A 628-nucleotide genomic window follows, 5' to 3' on the forward strand; every position below is an offset into this window, starting at 1 on the left:
GCGCTCCAGCTCGATCACGTGGTTCATGTCGTTCAAGCTTCATCCTCCTCATCGGGTTCTTCTTCGGCGTCCGCCAGCGTCATCGCCGCGGCGCGGTTGCGGGCCTTGGTCACCTCCTCGTCAAGGATGCGCAGTGCATCGCCCGGCAGGTCCACGCGGCGCCGCACACGCGGCACCAGCCCCTGCAACAGGCTGCCCACATCGCCGGCCATCTTGGAGAGCACCAGCTCCAGCACCGACACCGGCGCCAGTTCGCGGCGGTTCACGGCGTTGTCCATCGCGACACGGTCGGCCTGTTCGCGCGCCAAGCGTGCACGCTCGCGCGCCAGCTCACCGTCGGCACCACGCCCTGCAGCCTGCTCACGCAGGTGCTTCGTGTAGGCGCGCAGCCAGGTCGCGGCAGGCTGGCCGGCCAGCAAGACGCCGCGCGCGAGCAGGTCGCTGACGACGGGCTGGCTCACGCCGACCATGTCACCGAACTGCTCCTGCGTCACTGGCAAAGACAGCATGTCCTGTTGATCTCCCATGGATATAACCCCCTTAGGAACGCCCGGAAACTAGAGTGCTAACGGGGTTCGAATTACCCTTGACCGACCTCTCCCGGGAGGACCCGATGAGGGGGGTGGGG

The 628-nt window shown here is 67.0% G+C and carries 1 protein-coding gene; it reads right to left on the reverse strand.

What is annotated here, in order from left to right; translation table 11 throughout:
* Window positions 1–32: 32 nt before the first annotated feature.
* Window positions 33–509: a terminase small subunit gene (locus tag AC1D01_RS37725; protein ID WP_477875075.1), complete on the reverse strand. Its 477-nt coding sequence runs from the start codon at window positions 507–509 to the stop codon at window positions 33–35.
* Window positions 510–628: the final 119 nt, after the last annotated feature.

It is taken from the genome of Rhizobacter sp. P3_B12, assembly GCF_056402895.1.